A 17,543-nucleotide genomic window follows, 5' to 3' on the forward strand; every position below is an offset into this window, starting at 1 on the left:
GGAACAGCACGACGAGGGAGTCGTAATGAGCAGCGGAAGCGGACTGACGGCCCCCGCGGCCACCGGCGGCGGACGACTGGGGGAACCGCTCCCCCGGGAGCTGCTGGACGACGGCGAGCGCCTGACCCGCGAGGAGCTGCGGGAACGCCAGCTCGACCGGCTGCGCGCGACGCTGCGGCACGCCTACGACAACGTGGAGCTGTACCGCGAGAAGTTCGACGCGGCGGGTCTCAAGCCCGACGACTGCCGCACCCTGGAGGACCTGTCCCGGTTCCCCTTCACCACCAAGGCCGATCTGCGGGACACGTACCCGTTCGGCATGTTCGCCGTGCCCATGGCGGACGTACGGCGCGTGCACGCCTCCAGCGGCACCACCGGACGTCCCACGGTCGTCGGCTACACGGAGAACGACATCTCCCTGTGGGCGGACGTCGTCGCCCGCTCGATCCGCGCCGCGGGCGGCCGCCCCGGCCACAAGGTCCATGTCTCCTACGGCTACGGCCTGTTCACGGGCGGCCTCGGCGCGCACTACGGCGCCGAACGCGCCGGCTGCACGGTGATCCCCGCCTCCGGCGGCATGACCGCGCGCCAGGTGCAGATCATCCAGGACTTCAAGCCCGAGATCATCATGGTCACGCCGTCATACATGCTGACCCTCCTCGACGAGTTCGAGCGCCAGGGCGTCGACCCGCGCACCAGCTCGCTGAAGGTGGGCATCTTCGGTGCCGAGCCGTGGACCGAGGAGATGCGCCGCGAGATCGAGGAGCGGCTCGACATCCACGCCGTGGACATCTACGGGCTGTCCGAGGTGATCGGTCCGGGGGTGGCGCAGGAGTGCGTCGAGACCAAGGACGGCCTGCACGTCTGGGAGGACCACTTCTATCCCGAGGTCGTCGACCCGATCACCGACGAGGTCATGGCCGAGGGCGACAGCGGCGAACTCGTCCTCACCTCCCTCACCAAGGAGGCGCTGCCGATCATCCGCTACCGGACCCGTGACCTGACCCGGCTGCTGCCCGGCACCGCCCGGCCCGCCTTCCGCCGGATCGAGAAGATCACCGGCCGCTGCGACGACATGATCATTCTGCGCGGGGTGAACGTCTTCCCCAGCCAGATCGAGGAGATCGTGCTCCGCACTCCGGGTGTCGCCCCGCACTTCCAGGTGCGGCTGACGCGGCGCGGCCGGATGGACCACATGGACATACAGGTCGAGGCCCGCCCCGGCACCGGTCCCGAGCCGCGCGAGGCGGCCGCCCGGACGATCGCCCGGGGGGTGAAGGACGGGGTCGGGGTCAGCGTCGAGGTGACGGTCGTCGAACCGGAGACCCTGGAACGCTCCCTCGGCAAACTCCGGCGGGTGAAGGACCTGCGCGGGCAGTAGCACCGCACCGCGGTCGGCGAGGCGTGCGGTGTGCCGACGGCGTCCCGAAGTCTTGAGTCTTGGTGAAGCGGCCGCACCCGGGTGAGATGTCACCCGGGTGCGGCCGGTCCGCGTCAGCAGGTGGCGTTCAGGCCCGCCCAGTTGGCGCGGTCGTTGTAGCCGCCGTCGCCGGCGTCGCCGACCACGAGGTCGAGCACCCGGACTCCGGTCAGGTCGACGTCGGCCTGGTGGACGGCGTCCCGGTTCACCACACCGCTGTCGAACAGCACCTTGCCGTCACCGATCACCTGGAAGGTGGACGTGCCGCCCTCCGGGCCCACGTTGCGCACCGCGTCGTCGATGCCGACGGTCGCGGTCAGGCGGCTGCACCGGTCGCCCAGGTAGTAGCGGATCGTGGACGGCGAGGCGACCCCGATACCGGTCGGGTGGACCTGGCCGAGCATGCTGATCGGCGACCAGCCGCCGACGCTGTTGTCGACGGTCGGGCTCATCCAGCCGCTGGTGGCGCTGATCCACTGGTGGTGCGAGAGCACGGTGTCGCCGTGCGGCGCCGCCGGTGCGACGGTCACCGCGGCCTTCGTCTCCTGGCGCTGACGCCCCTTGCCGATCACCTCGTACGACGTGGTGGCGGTCAGCGTGGCGTCGCCCGCCTCGGCGGTGGCCGGCACGGTCACCGTGAAGGCCAGGGTCGCCGAGCGGTTGGAGCCGAGCAGCGTCGGCGCCTTGCCGAGCGGACGGGCCGTCCAGCCGGCGGGCACCGCCAGCTCGACGCGCGGCACGAGGACCGGCAGACCACCGTCGTTGCGGACGGTGACCTCGACCCGGGCCTGGTCGCCGCCGGCGACCATCGGGGCGGTTCCGGCCGGCACCGTGTCGCTGCCGACCTGCGTCACCTGCGGCAGGCCGGCGACGACGTGCGGAAGACCGGGCTTGCCGGTGGCCCGGCCGACCCGGAACAGGGCCGCGCCGCGGGCGGGGACGGCGGCACTGATGGTGCCGGCGCTCTCGGTGACCTGGTCGGTCCAGGCGTTCTTCAGGGTGAACCGGTGGCCGGACAGGCCCACCGACGACGCCTTCGCGGTGAGGGTCGCCGGGCTGTCGCCGCGGTTCAACAGCACCACGGCACGGTCACCGTTGGCGAGCCGCTTCACCCAGGTCTCCGTCGTGCCGGCGGGGCCGACGCGGACGGCCTGGACGACGGCGGGGTCCTGGTTGATCGCGAGCACGTCGGGGTCGGAGAGCGTGCTGAGCGAGGTCTTGCCCAGCTTGGTGACGTCACTGCCGATGATCAGCGGGGCAGCCGCCACCGACCAGAGCGTCATCTGGGTACGGAACTCCTCGTCGGACATTCCGTGCTCGGGACCGAGGTAGTCCGGGTCGTTGAAGTGTCCGGGACCCGCGGCCTCGGGGTGCCGCGCGTTCGCGTCGTAGTTGCGCAGCACGTCCTTGAACTTGATCTCGTCGACGAAGCCCACATCGGTGTACGTCCGCCACGACTGCGCGATCTTCGGCGCGTAGGACCAGGAGTACGTCGACTGCTGCTCCTCCGGGTAGTTGCCCCAGTCGGGGGAGGTCACCGGGTTGCAGAGGTTGAAGATCATGGGGCGCTTGCTCGCGTTGTTCCGCAGCGCCTGCGCGAACTCGGTGTAGACGGTCTTCGGGTCGAGGTCCGCGGCGATACCGCAGAGGTAGTCGACCTTGACCGCGTCGAACTTCCAGGCGGCGAACTGGTCCGCGTCGCGCTGGTAGTGGCCGCCGCTGCCGAGACCGCACTTGCCCGGGATGTACGGGCCGGCGTCGGTGTAGATGCCGGCCTTCAGGCCCTTGGAGTGGATGTAGTCGACCAGCGGCTTCAGCCCGTTCGGGAACTGGGCGGGGTTGGGCGTCAGGTCGCCGGCCGCGCTGCGCGGGGTCGGCGCGGCCCAGTTGCCGTCGATCCAGACGTAGTTGTAGCCGGCGTCGTGCAGACCGCTGCTGACCAGGAAGTCGGCCGTCGACCTGATCTCGGCCTCGGTGGGATCGCCACCGAACGCGTAATAGGTGTTCCAGCCCATGTACGGCGTCGGGCTCAGCGCCTGCTGAGGTGCCGGTGCCGTGGCGGCGCCGGCGTCGGCCGCCGGGCCTGCGTGGGCTTGTGCCGGCACGACCAGCAAGCCCGTCAGGAGGGCGAGGAGGACGGTGAGATGTCGTTTCACATCGGGACCTTCGCTGTCCGATCGAGCAGGCGTGCCGACCGGTCCTGGTCGTGAGCATGAGGCATCGCTCCCTCGCGGAGGGTGCGGTGGTCGGGCTTCGGACCAGGCAGTGCCTGTGCGCCTGCTGTCTGTTTCCAGGATCTTGCAGCGGTTACCGACGGGCGTCAATAATAATTCCTAAATTAATAGTTACCCGTAGGGCCTGGCCGGGTACCCCAACTTCGCCCTGCCGGGCGGCGCGTGATCCTGCCTCAGGTGTGACACCTGAGGGGATGCGCGAGATCAGTCCTCACTTGTCCGATTTCGACGTCTTGCGGGCTGGATGCGTGCCAGGACCCGGCGACGTGGTCTCCGGTGACGTGGTCCGGCCGAGCAGGTACGCCGGAGGCATGCGATGTCCGGAAGCGGGCGGGCCGAGCGCTGAGCAGCGCAGATGCCGGGAAGAGGTACGCATGCGGGGCTCTTTCGCCGCGATGTCGACGAGAATGCCTCCATCACCGGGAAGGCCCGCTGACCGGCGGCTACAGGGGCGCGATCGCCGCCGGGATCCAGCGGGCCCCGCGGCGGGCGGCCAGAAGTCCACGGCGGTACCGCGGCGCCCTGACCATCGGTACGCCGGCCCTCACGCGGTCCCCAGAAACGGCCAAGGGCCGGTTTCGGACATCTCCGAAATCGGCCCTGACCTGCGACTGTCTCCAGTCGGGACGACAGGATTTGAACCTGCGACCCCTTGACCCCCAGTCAAGTGCGCTACCAAGCTGCGCCACGTCCCGATGCGCCTCTCGCGGTGAACCGCGAGATCACGCAGGTCAACACTACCGTACGCGCACAGGTGCTTCCGCCGGGACGCCGGCCGCGCGGGCCGGTCCGAGGGTCCCCGCGGCACGCCGGACCGGGACCAGCAGGGCGGCCAGGGCCGCGCCGAGGCAGAGCAGCGCCAGCAGGGCGAAGGCGTGGGTGTAGCCGGAGCCGTAGGGCAGGCCCGAGGGCTGGAGCCGGCCGGTCACCAGGACACCGGTGAGCGCGGCGCCTATGGAGCCTCCGATGGTGCGGATGTTGGCGTTCATGCCGGTCGCGGCACCGGTCTGCTCGGGCGGGACGCTGCCGACGATGAGGTTCGCCATCGAGGCGAAGGCGAGTCCGATACCGAGGCCGAACACGCCCGCGACCAGGCCGATCTGCCACTGGAGGTCGTGCCAGAAGGTGAGGATGCCGAGCGCCAGCGCGCCGAGTCCGGCGCCCGCGGTGAGCAGTGCCTTGGCGCCGACGCGGGGTTCCAGCCGGCCGCCGATCACGCCCGAGAGGAACATCGCGACCAGCATCGGCAGCATGAGGAGCCCGGACGCGGTGACGCTCGCGCCGAAGCCGTAGCCCGCGGTGCGCGGGGTCTGGACGAAGCCGGGCAGGAACGACCAGATCGCGTACATCCCGGCGCCGAACAGCAGCGCCGCGAGGTTGGTCGTCCACACGGCGGGCAGCCGCATGACGCGCAGGTCGATCAGCGGGGTGGCGGAGCGGGCCTCGGTGCGCAGCCACAGCGCGCACAGCACCGCGGCGAGGACGAACAGGCCGATGACGCGGGTCGAGCCCCAGCCCCAGTGGGTCGCCTGGCTGAGCGGCAGCAGCAGGGCCACCAGCCAGCCGGACAGCAGTACGGCGCCGGCCCAGTTGACCTGACCGGCCGCCCGGCCGCGCGATTCGGGGACGTAGCGCAGGGCGATGAGCGCGGCGGCCGCGACCACGGCGACCGGGATCCAGAACAGCCACCGGTAGTCGAGCGCCGAGACGATGGGTCCGGCCGCCACCATGCCGACGCCGCCGCCGGCCGCGATCACGGCGGAGAGGTTGCTGATACTGCCGCTGACCTCGGACGCGGCGAACTCGTCCCGGATGATGCCGAAGGACAGCGGGAACAGCGCGCCGCCGACGCCCTGCACGACCCGGGCGAGGATCAGTACGCCGATGTTCGGCGCGAGCGCGGCGAGCAGACAGCCCGCGAGCACGGCCACCAGGACGGCGACGAGGGTGCGCTTCTTGCCCATCAGGTCGCCGACCCGGCCGAGGATCGGGGTGAAGACCGAGGCGGACAGCAGATAGGCGGTCATCACCCAGGTCACGGTGGACTGCGAGGTGTGCAGCGCGTGCTGGACGGTCGGCAGGGCCGGCGCGATCAGCGACTGCAGCATGGAGAACACGCCGGCACCGGTCGCGAGGACCGCGAAGGTGAGGCGGGTGGACGTGCGGGGCATGGAGGGCCTCTCCGAATCCGAGCAGGGGTGTGGGCCGGGGCGTCCGGCCGCGTCCGTACGGACCGACGCGCCGCGGGGCGGCGTCGGGCAGGCCGACGGCCGCGGGGGGACGGTCACACGGGAGGGTGGGGTGGAGTGTGAGGTGAAGTGCGGTGGAGCGTGAAGTGCGGTGGCACTGAAGAGTGCGATGGTGCGGGCTGCGGGGCGCAGGATGGATCGTGGTGCGTGACAGGGGGTACGGCGGAAGGACGAGCGGCCGGTGCGAGGAGACGCGCCGCGACAGGAGCAGCCCCGCACTGGTAAAGTGGAGGCACTCCTCCACTGTAGCGGAGGTGAACCTCCGTTTCAACCGATGCCCGCCCGGGAGGCAGCAGTGACGGCCGAGCCCTTCCCCGTCAGCGAGATCGTCGCGAGCCAGCGTCCGCACCGTAAGGACGCGGCCCGCAACTACGACGCCCTGCTGGCCGCCGCGCGCGAGGCGTTCGCCGAGCACGGCGCGGAGGCGTCCCTGGAGGACATCGCCCGGCGCGCGGGCGTCGGCATCGCCACGCTCTACCGCAACTTCCCCACCCGCCGGGCCCTCTTCGAGAGCGTCTACGCCGACGAGGTCAACGAGCTGTGCCGGGTGGCGCGGGAGGTGGCCGGGCAGGAGCCGTGGCAGGCACTCACGGCCTGGCTGAGCCGCTTCGCCGGCTACCTGGTCACCAAGCGGGCCGTGCGCGAGGCGCTGGAGGACGAGTCGGGGATCTTCCTGGCCTGCCGGGACTCGATGTACGCGGCGGGCGGTCCGCTCTTCGAGCGGGCGCAGCGCGCCGGGGCGGCCCGCCCGGACATGGACTTCGGCGACCTGCTGCGCCTGATCGCCGGAGTCACCGCGACCACCTTCGTGGACGACGCGCAGCGCGACCGCGTCCTGGCCATCGCCCTGGACGGCGTACGGACCTCGCGCGACGCGACCTAGACGCGACCTGCGCGGTTCTCGGGCATCGGCGGCGTAGGGGGCGGGCCCGTTGGCCCGCGCCCTACAGCCCCGTCGGCCTCCCCCTTACGTCGTCAGGCCGCCGTCAGGCCGACTCGCGGGTGTCGCGGTGAAGCCGCCTTCGGAGCCCCCCGGCCGGGCGGCCTCACTCCGTCGCCGTGTACGCGGCCGCGGTCCGCCGTGCCGACTCCCGCGCCCGTGTCTCGTCCTCGCCGCCCGCGATGTCCGCCGCGCACCAGGCCTCACCGCTGGCCGTGACGAAGCGGCGCCCCTCCTCGGACCCGAACCAGGTCATGGCCGCCGCGGGGTCGACCGCGGCACCGGTGGACAGATGGCGGGCCAGCCCCGACAGCGCCATGTCCCAGCCGACACCGACCGCGCCGGGGCCGAACTCGGCCCACTTCTCGTCGTCGACGTGGGCGATGTGCTGAAGTTCGAAGCGGGTCGAGCCGTCACCCTCCGCCGTCAGCCGCAGCTCGATCCAGCTCACCTCGCCGCCGAACTCCCAGGTCGCGAAGAAGCCGGTGGGCGGGTCGCAGCGTTCGACCGTGCCCCCGGCGTTGCCCTTCAGCTGGTAGCGGCCGCCGGGGCGGAGGTCGCCCTCGACGGGGAGGAACCAGCGCGGAATCCGCTCGGGGTCGGTGCAGGCGTCCCAGACGTCGTGCAGCGGGACGTCGTACGTCTGGCTCACGGTCACCACGCGGGCCTCGCCCGCCTCGAGCACCCGCCTGCCGACCTGCCTGCTCACGGCGTTGATCTGATGCGTCACGTCGATCAAGGGGTGCTCCTCGGGGGTTCGACGGCGCCGCGCGGCCGGCGCTCTCGCCTGCCGCGGGCCAACTCCGTGGCCAGGGCGTCCAGGTGCGGGGTCCAGAAGTGGCGGAACCGGTCGAGCCAGGCGTCGACGTCCCGCAGCGGCGCGGAGTTCACCGCGTACAGGCGACGGGTGCCCTCGGGACGTACCGTCGCGAAGCCGTTCTCCCGCAGCACCTTGAGATGCTGCGAGACCCCGGGCTGCGATATCCCGAACTCCTCGCGGACGATCTCACCGACCGCTCCGGAGGTCATCTCGCCGTCGGCCAGCAGTTCGAGGATCCGTCGGCGCACCGGGTCACCCAGGACGTCGAAGGCATGCATGGCGGGATTTTATCACTCAGTGCTTATATAAGCGCTGAGTGAATGACATGGCCGGGGCGGTGGTCCCCGGCAAAGTGCCGTGACCGGATGCCTTCACCTCTGCGGCGGATCCGGCTACACCCTGGGGGGGGGTCGTCGTCGCCGAGTCCCGGGGAGGGTGAGGCATGAGCGCGCAGGACTTCGCGGACCGGGCGGGAACCGCCTTCGTGGCGGGCGGCACCGGCGCGGTCGGCGCGGCGGTCGTCCGGCTGCTGGCGGAGCGCGGGAGCCACGTGACGTTCACCTACCGGGCCGCCGAGGCGGCGGCGCGGGCCCTGGTGGACGAGGTGCGGGCCCGCGGACACGAAGTCCGCGCCGTACAACTCGATTTGGGCGACGAGCGGGCCACGGCGGCGGTCGTCTCCGGCGCCGCGCGGACGACCGGCGGGCTGCACACGGTGGTGTACGCCGCGGGGCCGCATGTGCCGATGCGGCATCTGAGCCGGGTCACGCCCACCGAGTACCGGACCCAACTCGAAGGCGACGCGGTGGCGTTCTTCAATCTGGTGCATCCCTGTCTGCCGCCGCTGCGGGAGAGCCGGGGCGGCATCGTCGCCGTCACCACGGTCGCCACCCGCCGCTTCCCCGTCCGGGACGGGCTGTCGTCGGGGACGAAGGGCGCGGTCGAGGCGGTGGCGCGGGCCCTGGCCGCCGAGGAGGGACGGTACGGCGTCCGCGTGAACTGCGTCGCGCCCGGCATGCTCACCGACGGCATCGCGGCCCGGCTGATCCACTCCGGGGAACTCGACGAACAGGCCCTCGCCGTCACCCGCCGCGCCATCCCGCTGCGCCGGTTCGGCGCCGCGGAGGACATCGCGGAGGCGGTCGCGTTCCTCGCCTCGGACCGGGCCGGGTTCATCACGGGGCAGGCGCTGGGCGTGGACGGCGGGTACAGCGTGTGAGCCGCCGGGTGCTCGGTCCACGCCCCGCCGGGCGTCGTCGCCCTGCCGGACCGGAGCCCCCGTGACGCCCCGCTGTCCGCGGGCGGGGTCGGGAGCGCGCGCCGTCTCAGCCCGCGGCGTACACCGCGACCTCGACGTCGTCGCCGACCGCGCTCGACACATAGCGCGCGTCGCCGCGGACGTGGGCGAGGAACTCCGGGCTGCGGTCCGCGTTGTCGGCCACCACCAGGGCGCCCGGGGCGAGCCGCGGCTCCAGCAGGCGCAGCACGTCGAGGTAGACGTCCTTGGCGCCGTCGAGCAGCACGAGGTCGACCGGTCCCGGGAGGTCACGGGCGAGGGAGTCGAGGGCGTCGCCCTCGCGCACCTCGACCAGGTCGGCGAGACCCGCGTCGGCCAGGTTGCGGCGGGCCGCCTCCGCCTTGGTCGGCTCGTACTCGCTGCCGACGAGCGTGCCGCCCCCGTTGTCCCGCAGCGCGGCGGCAAGGCAGAGCGTGGAGACACCGAACGAGGTCCCGAACTCCACGACGCGGCGGGCTCCCCGGGAACGGGCCAGGACATAGAGCAGCCGGGCGGTGTCGCGGGAGACCGCGAGGTGCGCGTCCTTGGCGGCGGCGTAGAACGCGCGGGAGTCCCGGCTCCCCCAGGCGTCGCGCCCCTCGGCCGGGGTGCGCGCCAGGCGTGCGCGGAAGGCCTCCCCGGTCCGGACGGCGTCCGCGAAGAGCCGCTCCAGCACGTCGGCGGCCGGTGAGCTGGTGAGAGTCGTCATATGCACAAGCCTTTCCCGGTCACTCCAAGATCGACACATAGAATTTCCCTGTGGCCATCACACAGGGGGAAAGTGCGCCTCGATTCGGACATGCCGCACCAACGGAACTCGTTCATTCACTCAGCCGTGTTTCGGCCATGTGTGAAGAGAGTGAACGGCACGGCACCGCAAAGGAATTGATGCGGTTTCCGACGTCCGTTCCTCGTCCCGTGATTGACCGGATCGATGCGCCCGCATACTGACCCGCTGGTTCAAGATTGACCAGTCAGTAATAACGGGACTACCTTTCGACGCGTTTCGAGCAGGCGCTTTATTCGGTGTTCCCGGCTGCCCCACGTCCGTTCCCGGCCGCCCCATGTCCCGCCGGAAACCGATTCGCCGCCTTTGTTGTCGTCCCGCACCCCCCACCGTGCAGTCTCAGCTTGATTCGGAGAATCATGACGTCTGCTGTGCGTTCCGAGGACATGATCATCGGCATCACCCCGTTCGGCGAACCCGACGCCGGGCTCGCCTCGGCGATCGGCCGGGCCGGCGGGCTCGGCGTGCTCGATCTGGGCGATGGTGACCGAAGATCCCGCGACGCGCTGGCGCGGCTGCGCCGCCTGGCCCCGGGCCGGTTCGGGGTGCGGATCGGCGCCCGTTGCCGGCTGACCCCCGCCGATCTCGCGTCGGATCCGGGCGACGCCGACGGACCGGACACGGTCGTGCTCGCCGCGGACGCGCCGTGGCGGGCCGACGATGTCGTCACCCTATACCGCGTACTGGTGGAGGTCACCAGTCTCGACGCGGCCCGGGAGGCCGTCCGCGCCGGAGCCCACGGGCTGATCGCCCGCGGTGTCGAATGCGGCGGCAGGATCGGCGAGTTGGGGACCTTCGTCCTGCTCCAGCAACTGCTCGCGGCGCCGGACGTGACGCTCCCGGTCTGGGCCTGCGGCGGTATCGGCCCCCGGACGGCCGCCGCCGCGGTGGCGGGCGGGGCGGCCGGGGTGGTCCTGGACGGCCAGCTCGCGCTGTTGGCCGAGTCCGCGCTGCCGGAGGCGACCGCGGCGGCGCTGCGTTCCCTGGACGGCTCGGAGACCGTCGTGCTGGCCGGTCACCGCGTGCTGCTGCGCCGCGGCCCGGACGCCCCGCGCGTCGACGGGAGCGACCCGGCGGCCGTGATGGCGGCGCTCGGCGCCCAGGACCCGCGCACCCAGTTGCTGCCGGTCGGTCAGGACGGTTTCCTCGCCGCCCTGTTCGCCGAGCGCTGGGGTGACGCGGGGCGTACCGTGCGCGCGCTCACGGACGCGGTGCGCGACGCCGTACGCGACGACGTGTCCGCCGGGGCGCTGGGCCCGGACTCCGCGATGAGCCGGGCGCTCGGCACCCGGTTGCCCGTCGCGCAGGGGCCGATGACCCGGGTCAGCGACCGGCCGGCCTTCGCCGCGGCGGTCGCCGGGGACGGCGCGCTGCCGTTCCTCGCGCTCGCGCTGGCGAACGGCGAACAGACGCGGGCCATGCTGACCGAGACCCGGGCCGCCGTGGCCGGCCGGCCGTGGGGCGTCGGCGTGCTCGGCTTCGCGCCGCAGGACGTGCGCGCCGCCCAGCTGGCGGCCGTACGGGAGCTGCGGCCGACGCATGTGATCATCGCGGGCGGACGGCCGTCCCAGGCGCAGGCGCTGGAGCGGGACGGGATCCGCACCTTCCTGCACGTGCCCTCACCGGGGCTGCTGCGGCAGTTCCTGCGGGCCGGGGCGCGCCGGTTCGTGTTCGAGGGCGCCGAATGCGGCGGGCACGTCGGACCGCGCGGCAGTTTCCCGCTGTGGGAGGCGCAACTGGCCGTCCTGGAGGACTTCCTGGACTCGGCCGGCGAGAGCGCCGCGCCCGAGGTGGAGGTGTTCTTCGCGGGCGGTGTGCACGACGAGCGGTCGGCCGCGATGGTGGCCGCGCTGGCCGCCCCGCTCACCGCGCGCGGAACCGCCGTCGGCGTCCTCATGGGCACCGCGTACCTGTTCACGGCGGAGGCCGTGACGGGTGAGGCGATCCAGCCGCTGTTCCAGCGCCAGGTGCTGGCGGCGGAGCGGACCACACTCCTGGAGACCGCGCCCGGCCACGCCACCCGTTGCGTGCCCAGCCCGTTCACCGCCGACTACCGCGCGCACGAGCGGCGGCTGCGGTCCGAGGGCGTGGCCGACCGGCGGATCTGGGAGGAGCTGGAACGGCTCAACGTCGGGCGGCTGCGCGTCGCGAGCAAGGGCGTGGACCGGGACGCCGACGGCACGCTCGCGTCCGTCGGCGAGGAACGCCAGCTCGCCGACGGCATGTTCATGGCCGGGGAGGTGGCCGTACTGCGCTCGGCGACCACCACCGTCGCGGCGCTGCACCACTCGGTGACCAGCGGGGCCGCCGGTTTCCTCGCCGGGCGGGCGGCCGAACTCCGTGACCGACTCGGCGTGGCGGGGACCCCGGAGCCGGCGGTGCCAGCGCCGCTCGACATCGCGGTCGTCGGGATGGCCTGCATGTTCCCGCAGGCGCCCGACCTCGCGTCCTTCTGGGCGAACGTCGTCGGCGGCCGGGACGCGGTCGGCGAGGTCCCGCCCGACCGCTGGGACCCGGCCGTGCACCACACGCCGGACGGCGACGGCGGCACCACCCCCTCCAAGTGGGGCGGCTTCCTGCCCCGCATCCCCTTCGACCCCCTGCGCTACGGCATTCCGCCGGCGTCCCTCGGCAGCATCGAGCCGGTCCAGCTGCTGTCCCTGGAGGCCGCGCGACGCGCCCTGGAGGACGCCGGATACGGCGACGGGGGAAGGGAGTTCGACCGCTCCCGGACCTCGGTGGTGTTCGGCGCCGAGGCGGGCAGCGACCTGTCCAACGCGGCCACCCTGCGCTCCGTGCTCCCGTCGTACTACGGCGAGGTCCCCGGCGGCCTCGACGAGCAGTTGCCCCGGCTCACCGAGGACTCGTTCCCCGGCATGCTCGCCAATGTCATCTCCGGCCGGATCGCCAACCGACTGGACCTCGGCGGCACCAACTTCACCGTCGACGCGGCCTGCGCCTCCTCGCTCGCCGCGGTCGACATCGCCTGCAAGGAACTCGTCGGCGGCACCAGCGACGTGGTGCTGTGCGGCGGCGCCGACCTGCACAACGGCATCAACGACTACGCCCTCTTCGCCTCCGTGCACGCCCTGTCCCCCACCGGCCGCTCCCGGGCCTTCGACGGTTCGGCGGACGGCATCGCGCTGGGCGAGGGCGTCGCCTGCGTCGTGCTGAAGCGGCTCACGGACGCCCAGCGGGACGGCGACCGGATCTACGGTGTGATCAAGGGGCTCGGCAGCTCCAGCGACGGCCGCTCCCTCGGCCTGACCGCGCCGCGCCCGGAGGGACAGCGCGCGGCGCTGGAACGGGCCTACCGCAACGCGGGCGTCTCACCGGCCGACGTGGGGCTCGTCGAGGCGCACGGCACCGGGACCGTGGTCGGCGACCGCACCGAACTCTCCGTACTCAGCGCGGTGTTCGACGCGGCGGGGGCCAAGTCCGGCGCGTGCGTCCTGGGTTCGGTGAAGTCGCAGATCGGGCACACCAAGTGCGCCGCCGGGCTCGCCGGGCTGATCAAGGCCGCCCTGTCGCTGTACACCGGGGTGCGGCCGCCCACCCTGCACATGGAGCGCCCCAACCCGGCCTGGGACGAGGGGAAGAGCCCGTTCGTCTTCCACGCCCAGGCCCGCCCCTGGGCCACCCCGGCCGGGCAACGTGTCGCGGGGGTCAGCGCGTTCGGGTTCGGCGGGACCAACTTCCATGTGGTGCTGGGCGCTCACGCGGACGGCGTGGCACCCGTGCGGGGGCTGGACGCCTGGCCGGCCGAGCTGTTCGTCTTCCGCGGCCGGGACACGGCGGCCGCGCACCGGGCGATCCGGGAGCTGCTGGCAGCCGCCGAGGCCTACGGCAGGCCGTGGCGGCTGCGCGACCTCGCCCTGAGCGCGGCCCGCCGCGCCGACGTCAGCGGGGAGCGGGCACGGGTGGCGGTGGTGGCGAGGGACGTGGACGACCTGATCGGCCTGCTGCGGCGGGCCCTGGCCGGGGAACACGATCCGGGCCGCGGCATCCATGTCGCCGGGGACGCCGCACCGGCCGATGGAACCCAGGTGGCCATGGACACCGAACCGGCCGGTGGAACGCACCTGGCCATGGACACCGAACCGGCCGGTGAAACCCACCTGGCCACGGGCGCCGAACCGGCCGGTGAAACCCCCCTCTCGGGGGAACCTGATCCAGTCGGTGAAACCGCCGTCGCCGGGGAACACGCCCCGGAACACGGTGCCCACACCGCCGGGAGGCCCGGTTCGGCGTACGACGCCCACCCCGTGGGCAAGCCCGATCCGGCACCCGGCGCCCACCTCGCTGAGCGACACGCACCGGCCGACGGCACCCCCCTCGCCCAGGAGCACGCGCCGCGGCGCGGCGCCCACCCCGCCGGGGCCCGCGGGGAAGGTGCGGTCGCCTTCCTCTTTCCCGGGCAGGGCAGTCAGCGCGTCGGCATGTTCGCCGACGTGTTCATCGCGTTCCCCGAACTGCGCCACTACCTGGAGCTCGGCGGCGACCAGGCCGGCCCGTTGTATCCGCCGGCCGCCTTCGACGACGACGCGCGCGACCGGCAGCGGGCGGCGCTCACCGACACCAGGGCCGCGCAGCCCGCCCTCGGCATCGCCGGACTCGCCGCCAACGCCCTGCTGACGACGGCCGGAGTGCGGCCGGACATGGCCGCCGGGCACAGTTACGGCGAACTCGTCGCCCTGTGCGCGGCCGGCGCCCTCGACCCCGGGACCCTCCTCGCGCTCAGCTCCGAACGGGCGGCGGCGATCCTCGCGGCGGCCGGCGCCGACCGGGGGGCGGACCCGGGGACCATGGCCGCCGTCTCGGCCGGCGCCGAGGACGTCGCGACCGCCCTGCGCACCGCGGGCGCCCCGGCCTCGGTCGTCGTCGCCAATCGCAACGCCCCCGCGCAGACGGTGATCTCCGGTCCGGTCGAGGACGTCACCGACGCCGTACGCCTGCTGCGCGAGGCCGGGTACGGCGCCCAGCGCATCCCGGTGGCCTGCGCCTTCCACAGCCCGCTGGTGGCGGGCGCCGGCGAGCGGTTCGCCGAGGCGCTCGCGGCCCGGCCGGTGCGCGCGCCCGAGTTCCCGGTATGGGCCAACCGCACGGCCGCGCCGTACGCCGCCGACGCGGACGCGGTACGGGCCGAGCTCGCCGCGCAGATCGGCGCCCCGGTCGGGTTCGTCGAGCAGATCGAGGCGATGTACGCGGCGGGCGCGCGGATCTTCGTCGAGGCCGGTCCCGGGTCCGTACTGACCCGGCTGGTCGAGCAGATCCTCGGCGACCGGCCGCATCGGACGGTGGCGTGCGAGCCCCGGCCGGACAGCGGCCTGCGCGGCTGGCTGGACGCGCTGGCCCGACTGGCCGTGGCGGGGCTGCCGGTGCGCACCGGCTGGCTGCTGCGCGGCCGGGACGCCGTCGACGCGGTACGTACGCCGGTGCCGAGGCGCCCCGGCTGGACGGTCGACGGGCACCTGGTCCGCACCGCCGCCGGAGAACTCCTTCCCGGTGCGCTCGCACCGGCCCGACGAGTCGTGGAGAGCGTGGAGACGACTGTGACGACGAACCCCCCGCACGACGCCCCGTCCGGCCGGGAAGGCCAGGTCGGCCAGGACGCGCTGATCGCCGAGTTCCTGCGCACCAGCCGCGAGATGGTCGCGGCCCAGCGCGACGTGCTGATGACCTACTTCGGAGCGCCGGCCGGAGAGCGGACCCTCGCACCGCCGGCGCCGGCCGCCGTCCCCGTGCCGGAGGTCGCCGTACCCGTGCCTCAAGTCGGCGAGGCCGCAGCGCCGTTGCCCGAGCAGGCTCCAGAGGACCGTTCCGGTCCGGCCCGGAGCGGCGCGGACGTCCAGCAGGTCGTCCTGGAGATCATCAGCGAGCGCACCGGCTACCCGGTCGACATGATCGAGCCCGACCTCGATCTGGAGGCCGACCTCAGCATCGACTCCATCAAACGGGCCGAGATCGCCGGTGAACTGGCCAGGCGCCTCGGCGTCGGGGACGGCGTGGACCTCGCGGGTCTGGACGACGCGGAGCTGGAGGAGCTGGCGAAGGCACGGACGGCCGCCGCGGTGACCGACTGGCTGACCGCCCGGCTGACGGCCACCGCCCGGCCGGCCGAGGCCGCCTCGCGGCCGGTGGATCCGGACGCGCCGGCCGCGGAACCGGCACAGGCGACCGCGGAGGCGGCGCCCGAACCGGCGGAAGCGGCCGCGCCGGTGGACGCGGCCCGGGCGGCGGAACTGTCCGACGGGACGGGGACCGGTGAGGCGCCCAAGCGGTATCTGCTGCGTCCGGTGCCCCTCGAACCGGCGGCCCACCCGCGGGATCCGGCGTCCGTGCTGTCCGGTGAGCGATGGGTGATCCTCGGCGACAGCGACGACGACTGCGACGGGCTCGGCGCCCGGCTCGGGTCGTACGGCGCCGACGTCGTCGTACTCGACCGTGAACACCTGCTCACGGAGGCCGACGGCCGGGTGGACGGCGTGCTGTATCCCGTGCCGGGCGGCACACAGGTGCTGCCCGACGCGTTCCCCGTCCTCAAGGCCGCCCTGGCCCACGGACCGCGCCGGCTGCTGGCCGTGCGGATCACCGACGGCGGGGTGCCGGACACCGGGACGGCCGGGCTGCACGGCTTCTTCCGCACGGTGGCGCGCGAGTACCCGGACACGGTCGCGCGGATCGTCGACGTGTCCGCCGCCGCACCCCTCGCGGACGCACCACGGTACGGCAGGCCGATGGCGGACGTACCGCTGCATGATCTGCCGGTGGAGGACGCGCTGGTCGAGGAGATCTGCGCCCCCGACCGCACGCCGGTCGTCCTGCGCGGGCCCGGCGGCCGGTTCGGGCTGGAGCTCGTCGAGACGGCGCTCGGCGCACTCGGCACCACGGGCGCCGGGCCGGCCGGTGACGGGGCCGCCGAAGCGGCCGCGCTGGGACTGGACCGGGACTCGGTGGTCCTGCTGGCCGGTGGAGCGCGGGGCATCACCGCGCAGTGCGCCGTCGCGCTGGCCTCCGCCTCCCGGTGCCGGCTGGAGCTGCTGGGCCGGACACCCCCGCCGGACGGCCCGGAGGCCGCGGACACGGCCGCCGCCCGTACCCCGGCCGAGCTGCGCGCGGCGCTCGCCGCCCGCGGCGGCCTGAGGCCCGCCGAGATCAACCGCGCCGCCGAACTCCTGCTCGCCCAGCGCGAGATCACCGCGACCCTGGCGGAACTCACCGCGCTCGGCAGCCGGGTCCGCTATCGCTCCGTCGATTTCCGGGAGCCGGACGCGGTGCTCCAGGCGGTCAAGGAGATCCACACCGAGCACGGCCGGCTCGACGGCGTGGTCTACGCGGCCGGGGTCATCGAGGACCGGCTGATCGCCGAGAAGAGCGCCGAGTCCTTCCAGCGTGTGTTCGGCACGAAGGCGACCGGCGCCGACGCCCTGCTGACGGCGCTGGAGGAGCTGCCCGAAGGGCCCGCGTTCACCGTGCTGTTCGGCAGTGTCTCGGCCGTCCTGGGCAACCGTGGCCAGGTGGACTACGCCGCCGCCAACGACGCCCTCCAGACCCTCGGCGCCGCCTGGGCCGCCCGCACCGGGCACCGGGCGCTGACGGTGCACTGGGGGCCGTGGGCGCCCGCCGCCGGGCACAGCGGCATGGTCGGACCGGAGCTGGCCCGCGAGTACGGCCGGCGCGGCATCGGCCTGATCGACCCCGAGGAGGGCACCGCCGCACTGCTGCGGGAGCTCGCCTGGGGCGACCCGTCGGCCACCGCCGTCGTCTACACCTCCTCGGGCTGGTGACGGCTGCCGTGACACCTCGTCACGTCCCGG

At 73.4% G+C, this 17,543-nt stretch carries 9 protein-coding genes and 1 tRNA gene; 4 read left to right on the plus strand and 6 right to left on the minus strand.

The features are described 5' to 3' along the window. Positions 1-25 precede the first annotated feature (25 nt). Complete coding sequence (gene paaK, locus ACWCQK_RS00975; protein ID WP_451150443.1) at positions 26-1,381, plus strand: phenylacetate--CoA ligase PaaK; 1,356 nt, start codon at positions 26-28, stop codon at positions 1,379-1,381. A gap of 113 nt (positions 1,382-1,494) precedes the next feature. Here paaK and ACWCQK_RS00980 read toward each other — a convergent pair whose 3' ends face one another. From ACWCQK_RS00980 to ACWCQK_RS00990, 3 genes are all read right to left on the minus strand, one after another. Continuing rightward, positions 1,495-3,576 carry an NPCBM/NEW2 domain-containing protein gene (locus tag ACWCQK_RS00980; protein ID WP_451150445.1) on the minus strand — a complete coding sequence of 694 codons (2,082 nt, stop codon included), beginning with the start codon at positions 3,574-3,576 and terminating at the stop codon, positions 1,495-1,497. A gap of 699 nt (positions 3,577-4,275) precedes the next feature. Further along, a tRNA-Pro gene (locus tag ACWCQK_RS00985) sits at positions 4,276-4,349 on the minus strand. Positions 4,350-4,391: 42 nt separating this feature from the next. Continuing rightward, positions 4,392-5,825 (minus strand): MFS transporter, encoded by a 1,434-nt coding sequence (locus ACWCQK_RS00990; protein ID WP_451150447.1) that lies wholly within the window; start codon positions 5,823-5,825, stop codon positions 4,392-4,394. Positions 5,826-6,198: 373 nt separating this feature from the next. Between ACWCQK_RS00990 and ACWCQK_RS00995 the strand changes: the two genes are divergently transcribed. After that, a complete protein-coding gene (locus tag ACWCQK_RS00995) occupies positions 6,199-6,786 on the plus strand; it encodes a TetR/AcrR family transcriptional regulator (RefSeq protein WP_451150449.1) in 588 nt (195 codons plus the stop codon). Positions 6,787-6,949: 163 nt separating this feature from the next. Here the strand turns inward: ACWCQK_RS00995 and ACWCQK_RS01000 are convergent, their stop codons facing one another. Together ACWCQK_RS01000 and ACWCQK_RS01005 are read right to left on the minus strand one after the other, a co-directional pair. Continuing rightward, complete coding sequence (locus tag ACWCQK_RS01000; RefSeq protein ID WP_451151756.1) at positions 6,950-7,573, minus strand: SRPBCC family protein; 624 nt, start codon at positions 7,571-7,573, stop codon at positions 6,950-6,952. A gap of 5 nt (positions 7,574-7,578) precedes the next feature. Further along, the gene (locus ACWCQK_RS01005) at positions 7,579-7,941 is read right to left on the minus strand and encodes an ArsR/SmtB family transcription factor (protein WP_451150451.1); all 363 of its coding nucleotides are present in this window, start codon (positions 7,939-7,941) and stop codon (positions 7,579-7,581) included. A 164-nt stretch (positions 7,942-8,105) separates the two neighbouring features. On the opposite strand from ACWCQK_RS01005, the gene ACWCQK_RS01010 reads away from it, so the two are divergent. Then, positions 8,106-8,882: an SDR family NAD(P)-dependent oxidoreductase gene (locus ACWCQK_RS01010; protein ID WP_451150453.1), complete on the plus strand. Its 777-nt coding sequence runs from the start codon at positions 8,106-8,108 to the stop codon at positions 8,880-8,882. 106 nt (positions 8,883-8,988) lie between these two features. Here the strand turns inward: ACWCQK_RS01010 and ACWCQK_RS01015 are convergent, their stop codons facing one another. Beyond that, positions 8,989-9,648: an O-methyltransferase gene (locus ACWCQK_RS01015; RefSeq protein ID WP_451150455.1), complete on the minus strand. Its 660-nt coding sequence runs from the start codon at positions 9,646-9,648 to the stop codon at positions 8,989-8,991. Positions 9,649-10,085: 437 nt separating this feature from the next. Between ACWCQK_RS01015 and ACWCQK_RS01020 the strand changes: the two genes are divergently transcribed. Beyond that, positions 10,086-17,513, plus strand: a complete 7,428-nt coding sequence (locus ACWCQK_RS01020; RefSeq protein WP_451150457.1) for an SDR family NAD(P)-dependent oxidoreductase — start codon at positions 10,086-10,088, stop codon at positions 17,511-17,513. The last annotated feature ends 30 nt before the right edge of the window (positions 17,514-17,543 follow it).

This window comes from Streptomyces sp. NPDC002306, from assembly GCF_053593435.1.

Excerpts from the sequence above, each read along its gene's own strand:
- paaK (WP_451150443.1), top strand. The coding sequence starts at position 26 with ATGAGCAGCGGAAGCGGACTGACGGCCCCCGCGGCCACCGGCGGCGGA.
- ACWCQK_RS00990 (WP_451150447.1), bottom strand. The coding sequence starts at position 5,825 with ATGCCCCGCACGTCCACCCGCCTCACCTTCGCGGTCCTCGCGACCGGT.
- ACWCQK_RS01005 (WP_451150451.1), bottom strand. The coding sequence starts at position 7,941 with ATGCATGCCTTCGACGTCCTGGGTGACCCGGTGCGCCGACGGATCCTC.
- ACWCQK_RS01010 (WP_451150453.1), top strand. The coding sequence starts at position 8,106 with ATGAGCGCGCAGGACTTCGCGGACCGGGCGGGAACCGCCTTCGTGGCG.
- ACWCQK_RS01015 (WP_451150455.1), bottom strand. The coding sequence starts at position 9,648 with ATGACGACTCTCACCAGCTCACCGGCCGCCGACGTGCTGGAGCGGCTC.
- ACWCQK_RS01020 (WP_451150457.1), top strand. The coding sequence starts at position 10,086 with ATGACGTCTGCTGTGCGTTCCGAGGACATGATCATCGGCATCACCCCG.